This window comes from Brucella gallinifaecis (assembly GCF_006476605.1).
In the GTDB taxonomy this organism is placed as follows: domain Bacteria; phylum Pseudomonadota; class Alphaproteobacteria; order Rhizobiales; family Rhizobiaceae; genus Brucella; species Brucella gallinifaecis.
Window position 1 is genome coordinate 20,740 of the sequence record NZ_ML636819.1, and the last position, 10,407, is coordinate 31,146.

The following is a 10,407-nucleotide window of genomic DNA, read 5'->3' on the forward strand; positions in this document are numbered from 1 at the left end:
GAAAATGTGTCGTTGGGCCGCCTATCTCGGAGCCGAGACTTATCTGGAAGACATTATTTCGTCTCCCTGTCATTCGCTTGTGGCGCAAAGCCATGATGCGCATGAAGCAAAAACGCGCACAAATGGCGATGGCTTTGGCGTTGCCTGGTATGGCGCTCGTGCCGAGCCGGGGCTTTATCGGGATATATTGCCCGCCTGGTCCGATCAGAATTTACGCAGTCTTGCGCGGCAGATCCGGTCGCGCCTTTTTCTTGCCCATGTCCGCGCTTCAACGGGCGGGTTGACCAGCCGTTCCAATTGCCACCCCTTTGTTTCGGGGCGCTGGAGCTTCATGCATAATGGACAGATTGGCAATTTCGACCGTCTGAGACGCAGGCTCGAAAGCCATTTGAGCGATGATGTTTATGGGCAGAAGCATGGTGCAACTGATTCTGAGCTGATCTTTTTGTTGATGCTGGAATTTGGTCTTGAAAGCGATCCTGTTCTCGCCATGAAACGCATGGTGGGCGTCATCGTGGAGGAGGCCATACGCATTGGTGTACCGCCATTTCTGCGGCTGACTGCGGCTTTTTCTGATGGCAAACAGCTTTATGCAATCCGTTATGCCACCGATGCCTTTGCGCCTACACTTTATACTGCAACATTGGGCAGCGCATCGGGTGTTTGTGTTGTATCCGAGCCGCTTGATGGCGAGGTGGCAAACTGGATGGCTGTGCCGGCAAACAGTTTTGTCACTGTTTCCCGGCAGGGGCGTATTGCTATTGATGTTTTTGAAGGTCCGGTGTCACTTCCGAAAAATGAGGTAATGACCCTTTAGAGCACATCCCGAAAAGTGGGAAGCCAATTTCGGAACAAGATGTGCGTAAATACAAATAGATAGAGCATTTCTAGCGATTTGACTTAATCCGGAAATGCTCTGGGGTCCTGACCCTAAAGTATTTTCTGCATAAAAGTCAGATCGAGCCAGCGTCCGAATTTCTGGCCGACCTGTTTTAGCGTGCCGCAATCTTCAAAACCCTGCGATTTGTGCAAAGCGATGGATGCGGCATTGCCAGCTTCAATGCCCGCTATAAGCACATGGACTTTGCGCTCGCGTGCTTCTTCTACAAGCTCTGCCAGCAATGCGCGTCCGATACCGCCACCCCGGGCATTGCTTGCCACATAGATCGAGAGTTCGGATGAATGGCGGAAACCTTCAAACGGGCGGAATGGGCCATAGCTTGCATAGCCGACGACCTGTTCCCCACGTTCAGCAACCAGAACCGGAAAACCGTCACGGTTGCGGACTGCAAGCCATTCGCGACGGTTTTCCAGATCAACCAGCGTTTCGTTCCAGATGGCAAGCGTGTTCTCGACTGCATCATTATAGATCGCAAGCAGAGCCGGGAGGTCGGCTTCATGGGCAAAGCGGATGGTGAGGGGCATTTCAAAGGCCTTTAAAGAAGTCATAATCGTGCCGGAATGCCGGTCACAGGGTATAGTCTGTAATTATAAAAGAAAACGGCGAGAATTACTCGCCGTTTCAGAGAAATTATGAATTTTAAAGCCAGCCCGAAAACTAGTGTTGAGCTTTCAGCTCAAGACGACGGCGATGCAGAACCGGTTCAGTATAGCCATTCGGCTGCTCGCGCCCCTTGAAGACCAGATCACAAGCGGCCTGAAAAGCAATCGACTTGTCAAAGTCGGGAGCCATTGGCTGATAAAGTGGATCCCCTTCGTTCTGCTGATCCACAATGGCTGCCATGCGCTTCAATGTTTCCATCACCTGACGTTCTGATACCACGCCATGATAGAGCCAGTTGGCGATATGCTGCGCGGAAATACGCAGCGTGGCACGATCTTCCATCAGGACGACATTGTTGATGTCCGGCACTTTCGAGCAGCCAACGCCCTGATCAACCCAGCGCACGACATAGCCAAGAATCCCTTGCGCGTTGTTGTCGATTTCGTGCTGAATGTCTTCCGGCGTCCAGTTTGGACGGGTCGCCACCGGGACTGACAAAATGTCGTCTAGTTTTGCACGTGGGCGGTTTTTCAGCTTTTCCTGAACCTCTGCCACATCCACCTGATGATAATGGGTTGCGTGCAGCGTTGCAGCCGTTGGCGACGGCACCCATGCGGTGTTCGCGCCAGCTTTTGGATGGGCGATTTTCTGTTCCAGCATCGCAGCCATCAGGTCCGGCATGGCCCACATGCCCTTGCCGATCTGCGCATGGCCGGAAAGGCCGCATTCAAGACCGATATCGACATTCCACTGCTCATAGGCGCCGATCCATGCGGCCTGCTTCATATCGCCCTTGCGGATCATCGGGCCAGCTTCCATCGAGGTATGGATTTCGTCGCCGGTGCGGTCAAGGAAGCCGGTATTGATGAAGACGACGCGTTCTCTTGCGGCGCGGATCGCTTCCTTGAGGTTGATCGTGGTGCGGCGTTCTTCATCCATGATGCCGATTTTCAGCGTGTTCGGTGTCAAACCAAGCAGCTCTTCGGTGCGGGTGAAGATTTCATTGGCGAATGCCACTTCTTCCGGCCCATGCATCTTTGGCTTGACGATATAGACCGAGCCTTCGCGTGAATTCATGTGACGACCGTTCGGGCCAATATCATGCAAGGCGATCAGGCTGGTGAAAGCTGCATCCATAATACCTTCCGGCACTTCATGGCCGTCGGCATCGATGATTGCCGGATTGGTCATGAGGTGGCCCACATTACGGATCAGCATCAGCGAACGACCCTTGAGGCTAAGGTCTGAGCCATCGGGAGCTTTATAAAGGCGATCACCATTGAGACGGCGCGTCATCTGCTTGCCGCCTTTTTCAAATGTGTCTTCAAGCTTGCCATTCATCAGGCCAAGCCAGTTTCGATAGACTGCAACCTTGTCTTGCGCATCAACGGCTGCAATCGAATCTTCACAATCCTGTATCGTGCTGATTGCCGATTCCAGAACCATGTCTGCGATATGGGCCGGGTCGCTTTTGCCGATCGGGCTGTCGGCATTGATCACAATATCAACATGCATGTTGTTCTTGGCCAGCAGCACATTGGTTGGTGCGCTTTCTTCGCCATTATAGCCCTTGAACTGGCTGCCGTCTTTCAATGCGGTGCTTGAACCGTCGGCAAGTGTTACAGCGAGTTTGCCGTCCTTGACAAAAAGCCTTGTGACGTCAGCCCACTTGCCCGCATTGAGCGGGGCGCTTTGATCGAGAAAATTCTTGGCCCATGCAATGACTTTTTCGCCACGCTTCGGGTTGTAGGTTTTGCCTTTTTCTGCGCCATCATCTTCAGCAATAGCATCGGTGCCATAAAGCGCGTCATAGAGCGAACCCCAGCGTGCATTGGCGGCATTGAGCGCATAGCGGGCATTCATGACCGGAACGACAAGCTGTGGTCCGGCAATATGCATGATTTCCGGATCGACATTGGCGGTTGAGACCTTGAATGCTTCGCCTTCCGGCAGAAGATAGCCGATGTCTTTCAAGAATTGCTGATATTCAGCCTGTGAATAGCCCTTGTTGCGATTGTTCTTGTACCATGTGTCGATCCTGGCCTGCAGCTCGTCGCGCTTTTTGAGGAGGGCGCGATTCTTCGGTGCGAGATCGCGAATGATGGCAGCAAAGCCTTTCCAGAATTTTTCTGGTTCAACGCCCGTGCCGGGGGCGGCTTCATTCGCCAGAAATTCCACCAGTTCAGGGGCAACGCGCAAGCCTTCTATCTCAACGTAATTTTTCATGGCTCCGCCTCCTTCAAGATTAAAACGACCGTCAGCGTTTTTAACGCCAACTCCATACTTCCTTGAACCGCTTTAGCGTGCCTTCGTCAATCGATGCACTGGCACATCATTTGTGACGCTGCGGCGAAAATAGTTTTTACAGGGATAGTCTTGTGCGGATATCTTCTGGGGTAACGCCCTGTTCGCGCAAGCTGCTGAGTGCGATATCCTTGCGGCTTTTGGACAGTTTCAGTCCATCATCGCCGAGTATAAGATCATGATGATGATAAAGTGGCTGCGGCAAATCCAGAAGCTTTTGCAAAAGCCGGTGTATGGATGTTGCATGAAACAGATCGCGCCCACGGACAATATGGGTGATGCCTTGCAGTGCATCATCCACCACGACTGAAAGATGATAGCTCGTGGGGGTGTCTTTACGGGCAATCACCACGTCGCCCCATTGCGCAGGATTGGCTTCAATAGCTCCGGTGTCACTTTCCTTCCAGAAGAGTTTGTCTCCTGCGGCTGAAAGCGCTTTGTCCATATTAAGCCGCCATGCATAGGCTATACCGGAGGCGATGCTTTGCATCCGTTCTTTTTCACTCAAATCTCGTTCGTCTTGTGGATAAAGCGGCGTACCATCAGGATCGGCAGGCCATTTTTGGCCTTTGGCATGGGCTTCGCTAATAATCTCGCGCACCTGGGTGCGGCTCAGAAATGCGGGATAGACGAGGCCTTTATCAGCGAGTTTTGTCAGCGCATTGCGATATTCGCCAAAATGTTCTGACTGGCGGCGCACCGGTTGTTCCCATTCAAGTCCAAGCCAGTGGAGATCATCATAAATGCCCTGCTCGAGTTGTGGCGTGCAGCGAGCGGTGTCAATGTCTTCCATACGAAGCAGAAACCGTCCACCATTGCGCTTAGCCATCTGCGCATTGAGCAGGGCGGAATAGGCATGGCCAAGATGTAACTGACCATTGGGGCTTGGAGCGAAGCGATATACAGGCTGGGTCATTATTCAGTCAGTTGATTGTCATCTGATTGCATTGGTACTTTGAGTGCGCATGAAATGAAAGCCCGGATAATGCGGCGGATCGATAGTTTGAGCGATATTGAAGCAGGCCTTGAAGCGCTGGTGCTGGCCGATGCACGATTGGCTGATATTCGCAGCCGCTCCCATGCCTTGCCGCTGCGCCGGTCCCCGCCGGGCTTTGAAAGTCTTGCTTCCATCATTGTTGCGCAGCAGGTTTCAACGGCAAGTGCGAGCGCAATCTGGGCACGGTTCAAACAGGTGATCGATCCGGTGACACCCGAGGCCTATATTGCAGGCGGGGAAGAGGCATGGCGTTTTGCCGGACTTTCACGGCCAAAGCAAAGAACGCTGTCTGCTTTGAGTGACGCCTTGGTGGACGATGCAATTGATTTGCATGGGCTTTGCCATTTGCCTGCGGAAGAAGCCATTAGAATGCTGACCACGGTCAAGGGGATCGGCCCGTGGACGGCTGAAGTCTATCTGTTGTTTGCCGCTGGTCATCCTGATGTGTTTCCGGCAGGCGATGTGGCGCTGCAAACGGCTGTCGGTCATGCTTTTGGGTATGAAACACGGCCTGATGCAGCAGCACTTCGTCAGATTGCTGAAGACTGGGCACCATGGCGCGGTGTGGCAGCGCGTTTGTTCTGGGCATATTATGCTGCAATCAAGGGCAGGGAGGCAGCGCCGCTTCTGTAAAAATTGCGTGTTTGCGGGGGCATAAATGCGTTTCTGCTTCACAATCCTGTCACGTCGGGATTACATTATTCGCATCAGGTGATGACGGTATTTCGATTCGCAGAAACTTGATATCCTGCTGATCGCATTGCCGTCCTACAGCGGTGATTTCGCTGTAACCATTTGTTTCTACGCATTATCCTACGCAAAACCGCTTCGCACTTTTGCTGGAAATGCTACTATAAAGCTGGAGCGTCGTAGGTTGCGCCCATGATGGACGCGCGGCGCTCTCGTCAGAAGCGCAATTCCGCATGGAAAGCCATTGCACTTTTCTTTCGGAATTGTTCTGAAGGAGGTGTGCCCTTGAATGTAGCCGTCTCTCCCCGAACCGTTTCGAGCAGCGGATTGCCTGCTCTGGTTCTCAATGCCGATTATCGGCCTCTCAGCTATTACCCTTTATCGCTATGGTCATGGCAGGATGCGATCAAGGCCGTTTTTCTTGAGCGTGTGCATATTGTTGCGGAATATGATCAGGTCGTATCCTCGCCATCATTTTCGATGCGGTTGCCAAGCGTCATCTGCCTCAAGGATTATGTGCAGCCGCCACGCCATCCGGCATTTACACGTTTTAATCTGTTCTTGCGTGATCGTTTTGAGTGTCAGTATTGCGGCTCGCCCCATGATCTGACCTTTGATCACGTTACCCCGCGTTGCCATGGCGGCGAGACGACGTGGGAAAATGTGGTTGCCGCCTGTTCACCATGCAATTTGCGCAAGGGCGGTTTGATGCCAGCACGTGCGCAGATGTGGCCACGCCAGAAACCCGTCCAGCCCACGATGCATGATCTGCATAAAAACGGACGTCTTTTCCCCCCCAATCATCTCCATGATAGCTGGCTCGATTTTCTGTACTGGGATGTCGAACTGGAGCCTTAGTATCTGTTCTAAAAGTCGCCATGCCGGTCTGCAAATGGCAATTTTTCTGCGTTCCGATGCTCATGTACCCAAAAGTACACTCCGCTTCGGTACTCGAAAATTACCATTTTTGCCACGGCCTGCCGCTTTTTGATTCAGACACTCGAGCCTTTGCGAAGAAAGAAAAACTCCCTCAGAACTCGCTTTTATTTCCCACCTTTTGCAAAAGCACCGTAGTAGCCAATTGCTGCAAAGAGCAGGCTTGCGACGACGTTCCATCCGGCAAATGACAGGCCGAGAAAAAAGCCCGGTGCGCTGTCACATGCAGGTGGGCGGGTTGCGTTAAGGTCGCCAAGCAGATTGCCCGCATCGAGCGTGATTTTCATGGTGGCTGCGCTGCAATCAGCCGGACCTGGCCAGTATTTCAGTTCCACACCGGTATGATAGATGGCAAGTGCCAAACCAAAGGTCATCAGCAGCGCACCGATCAGGATAAGAGCGCGTATCAGCACTGGAGGCAGTTTCAAGACATAGGAAATAAAAGCTGCCGCAAGAACAGGAATACCAATATAATAGGGTGTGCGTTCTTCAAGGCAGAGTTTGCATGGCATGAAGCCGCCGATATGCTCAAAGCCAAGAGCTGTGCCGACCGTCGCTGCCAGTCCGACCGTCATAATGCCTGCGGTCCAAGCCTGAATTTTGCCGACGGGTTTGTTGAGTGCAAATGCCATATGAAATTTCCTGCGCCACACTGGCTTTATCAGTAGTCGTAAATACTGCTTTTGCTCCAAGCAATTTATTTTGACCGAGTTGAGGCAAAATCAAAAGTGAAGATATTTAACGGCCAGGAATATTATGATCAGGGCTGCTGCCACGAGACCCGCAAGCAGGCCAAGACGCTTTTCGATAAAGTGGCGGATCGGTTCGCCATAACGCTTCAAAAGCCAGGCAAGGAAAAAGAAACGTGCACCGCGTGCAATGATTGCTGATGCGATGAACAGCCATATATTGATGCCGGCAGCACCGGAAAGAATTGTCACTACTTTAATCGGCGGCAAATGAGACAGGCCGGATGTAATGAGCATCAGCAAAATCATGTCGGCGCTGGTTGTTCCGCGCATTTTCTCGAACGTATCGAGTTTCCCATAGATTTCCAGCACAGGCTTTGCGACCTGTTCATAAGCGTGATAGCCCAAATACCAGCCCGCTATACCGCCCAGAACAGAGAAGATGGTTGCGATGAGGGCATAACGATATGCCCGTTCAGGCCGGGCAAGGGCCATAGGCAGAAAGAGCACATCGGCTGGCACCAGAAAAACTGAACTTTCTACAAAAGCAATGAAAGCAAGCCAGTATTCGGCAGACTTTCGGGCAGCAAGCGAGATCGTCCAGTCATAAAGTCGGCGCAGCATGATTTTTCCGGATTTTTTACAGGTGCAAACATTCGGGGATTATTCGCACCCTCTATAGATAAAAAAGGTGGCACGAACAATGCGCGCCACCTTTTAAATACTACTTGTTATAATATTTAGCGTTTGTAGGCGCTGCAAATATATTTGGTCTCGAGATATTCCTCGATCCCATATTTAGAGCCTTCACGACCGAGGCCAGACTGCTTCACTCCGCCAAATGGTGCGACTTCGTTGGAAATCAGGCCGGTATTGTGCCCGACCATGCCATATTCCAAAGCTTCGCTCACACGGATCGCGCGACTGAAATTCTCCGTATAGAAATAGGCAGCAAGACCAAAGATCGTGTCATTGGCAGCCGTGATCACTTCTTCTTCTGTATCGAAGGCGAAGAGTGGTGCAAGCGGACCGAATGTTTCTTCCTTGGCCACAATCATGTCTGAAGTGACGCCGGTCAGCACAGCCGGTTCGAGGAACAGGCCCCCCAGCTCCTTGCCACCCGTGATAAGTTTCGCACCTTTGGCAACAGCATCCGCAATATGCTCCTTAACCTTGGTGATGGCTTTTTCTTCAATCATCGGACCGATAACCACGCCCGGCTCGGTTCCGTTGCCGACTTTCAGTTCCCTGACTTTGGCGGCCAGCTTTTCAGCGAAACTGTCGTAAATGCCACGCTGCACATAGATGCGGTTTGCGCAAACGCAGGTCTGGCCGGCATTGCGATATTTGGACAGCATCGCGCCCTCCACAGCCGCGTCGATATCGGCATCGTCGAACACGATGAAAGGTGCATTGCCGCCAAGTTCAAGAGAGATTCGCTTGATGGTCGGTGCGCATTGCGCCATCAGCAGGCGGCCAACTTCGGTCGAGCCGGTGAAAGAAAGCTTGCGGACAATCTCATTGCCGGTGAGTTCAGCGCCGATTTCGCGGGCCTTGCCGGTCACGATTTGCAACACACCTGCAGGAATGCCAGCTTTTTCAGCCAGAACGCCAAGGGCAAGTGCGGTCAATGGTGTCAGATCAGCAGGACGAACGATCATTGTGCAGCCGGCAGCCAGTGCGGGGGCTGCTTTGCGGGTGATCATTGCCGCCGGGAAGTTCCATGGTGTGATTGCAGCGGTTACACCGACCGGCTGAGTGATGACGGTGAGGCGCTGACCGGGCTGTGTTGCCGGAATTGTATCACCATAGGCACGCTTTGTTTCTTCTGCGAACCACTCGATGAAAGAAGCGGCATAGATAACTTCACCGCGTGCCTCAGTCAGCGGTTTGCCCTGTTCTGATGTCATGATCAGCGCAATATCATCTGCATTGGCGACAATCAGTTCAAACCATTTGCGCATGATCCCGGCGCGTTCTTTGGCGGTTTTTGCAGCCCAGGCCGGAAGTGCCTTGTTCGAGGCATTGATTGCTTCTTTGATCGTATCGACTGAGAGAGAAGGAACAGTACCAATAACAGATCCATCTGCCGGGTTTCTGACGTCGATTGTTTTTCCATCTGCAGCGTCGATCCAGCTTCCATTCACAAGGCATTGCGATTTAAGCAGCGAAGAGTCTTTGAGAGCAAGCATATCTGTTAATCCGTTCTTGAAGTGGCAGATCGTTCAGTATATTGAACATAATACAATATACTGAACTAAACAGGCTGTGGCTGATAAAGTCAATCGGTCAATGATTGGAGCCATTATGTATATGAATGAAACGCAGAGTGACGTTGAGGGTTCCCCGCGGCTTGTGCCTGCTGTGGCGCGAGCTGTCCTTATTCTGGATCAGATTGCACAATCATCCAGAGATGGAGGAGAGGGCGTTAAGCTCTCGGAACTGGCGCGTCTTACAAATTTGCCGAAGAGTAGCGTGCATGGGCTTTGCCAGACGCTGGTTCATCTGAAGCTTTTAAAACTTCAGCGTGACGGAGGTTTTGCCATGGGGCCGCAATCGGTGCGCTGGGCAAATGTCTTTATGGCGCAAAGCAATATTGTTGATGCTTTTCATGAAGTGCTGGCTGAGGAGAAGGGGCTGGATAGCTATACGTTAACCTTGTCTCATCTTGAGGGGGCTGAGGTGATCTATCTGTCCTGCCGTAATTCGTCGGCGCCACTTGGCATTACATTTCGCATTGGAATGCGTGTGCCCGCCATTTTTACTGCCACTGGTAAGGCGATGCTATCTGCAATGTCTGCACAGGAGCTGACCCGGCATATTCCATCTGAATGGCCACAACCGATTACACCATTCAGTGTTACATCGCTTAACAAGCTCAAAGCAGAAATGGTTGAAGCGAAAGTCAGAGGCTATTCGCTTGATAATGGCCAATTGCGTGAGGGCATGTTTTGCATTGGTGCTGCGGTCTGTGATCGAGCATTTCATCCTGTTGCCGGTATTGGACTGTCGATGACGGCAGCGGAAGCGCGACCTGAGATTATAAAGCAAATAGGTGTGCGGGTGCGCTCTCTGGCCGACAGTCTGGCTGAGCGAATGGGCTGGGCTTCATAATCTGTCAAAATTGCCTCTCATTATCTGTGGAAAGAAAAGTTTGTTCTTTTTAAGAAAGTGCGTTGACTTCCCGTCTTTGTGGGTTGTATATGGCGTTCAACGAGGGCGGCGACGCTGCTAGCGGCAGACTGTTTCGTCCTTGTAGTTTAGTTAGAGCGTTTGGCAGTGATGTT

10 protein-coding genes are annotated in these 10,407 nt (G+C 52.0%); 4 read left to right on the forward strand and 6 right to left on the reverse strand.

Features of this window, described 5'->3' with window-relative positions; genetic code table 11:
• Nucleotides 1-4: 4 nt before the first annotated feature.
• A complete protein-coding gene (locus FHY56_RS16905; protein WP_140906319.1) occupies nt 5-817 on the forward strand; it encodes a class II glutamine amidotransferase in 813 nt (270 codons plus the stop codon).
• Nucleotides 818-930: 113 nt separating this feature from the next.
• Here FHY56_RS16905 and FHY56_RS16910 read toward each other — a convergent pair whose 3' ends face one another.
• The 3 genes from FHY56_RS16910 to gluQRS all read right to left on the reverse strand — a co-directional run bounded on the left by FHY56_RS16910 (nt 931) and on the right by gluQRS (nt 4,724).
• Nucleotides 931-1,425, reverse strand: coding sequence for a GNAT family N-acetyltransferase (locus FHY56_RS16910; RefSeq protein WP_140906329.1), 495 nt, complete (start codon nt 1,423-1,425; stop codon nt 931-933).
• 133 nt (nt 1,426-1,558) lie between these two features.
• Nucleotides 1,559-3,730 (reverse strand): malate synthase G, encoded by a 2,172-nt coding sequence (locus FHY56_RS16915; protein WP_140906320.1) that lies wholly within the window; start codon nt 3,728-3,730, stop codon nt 1,559-1,561.
• A gap of 136 nt (nt 3,731-3,866) precedes the next feature.
• On the reverse strand, nt 3,867-4,724 hold the full coding sequence (gene gluQRS / locus FHY56_RS16920) for a tRNA glutamyl-Q(34) synthetase GluQRS (protein ID WP_140906321.1): 858 nt from the start codon (nt 4,722-4,724) through the stop codon (nt 3,867-3,869).
• Nucleotides 4,725-4,793: 69 nt separating this feature from the next.
• Here gluQRS and FHY56_RS16925 point away from each other — a divergent pair, with 69 nt between their 5' ends.
• Nucleotides 4,794-5,438: a DNA-3-methyladenine glycosylase family protein gene (locus tag FHY56_RS16925; protein WP_140906322.1), complete on the forward strand. Its 645-nt coding sequence runs from the start codon at nt 4,794-4,796 to the stop codon at nt 5,436-5,438.
• Between the two features lie 342 nt (nt 5,439-5,780).
• Nucleotides 5,781-6,353, forward strand: coding sequence for an HNH endonuclease (locus tag FHY56_RS16930; RefSeq protein WP_140906323.1), 573 nt, complete (start codon nt 5,781-5,783; stop codon nt 6,351-6,353).
• Between the two features lie 185 nt (nt 6,354-6,538).
• On the opposite strand, the gene FHY56_RS16935 is transcribed toward FHY56_RS16930, so the two are convergent.
• From FHY56_RS16935 to FHY56_RS16945, 3 genes are all read right to left on the reverse strand, one after another.
• A complete protein-coding gene (locus tag FHY56_RS16935; RefSeq protein ID WP_140906324.1) occupies nt 6,539-7,063 on the reverse strand; it encodes a disulfide bond formation protein B in 525 nt (174 codons plus the stop codon).
• 90 nt (nt 7,064-7,153) lie between these two features.
• Nucleotides 7,154-7,744: a YqaA family protein gene (locus FHY56_RS16940; RefSeq protein ID WP_140906325.1), complete on the reverse strand. Its 591-nt coding sequence runs from the start codon at nt 7,742-7,744 to the stop codon at nt 7,154-7,156.
• 116 nt (nt 7,745-7,860) lie between these two features.
• Nucleotides 7,861-9,312 (reverse strand): NAD-dependent succinate-semialdehyde dehydrogenase, encoded by a 1,452-nt coding sequence (locus FHY56_RS16945; RefSeq protein ID WP_140906326.1) that lies wholly within the window; start codon nt 9,310-9,312, stop codon nt 7,861-7,863.
• Nucleotides 9,313-9,433: 121 nt separating this feature from the next.
• Here FHY56_RS16945 and FHY56_RS16950 point away from each other — a divergent pair, with 121 nt between their 5' ends.
• Entirely contained in the window at nt 9,434-10,234 is an 801-nt protein-coding gene (locus tag FHY56_RS16950) for an IclR family transcriptional regulator (RefSeq protein WP_376890318.1), read from the forward strand.
• Nucleotides 10,235-10,407 lie beyond the last annotated feature (173 nt).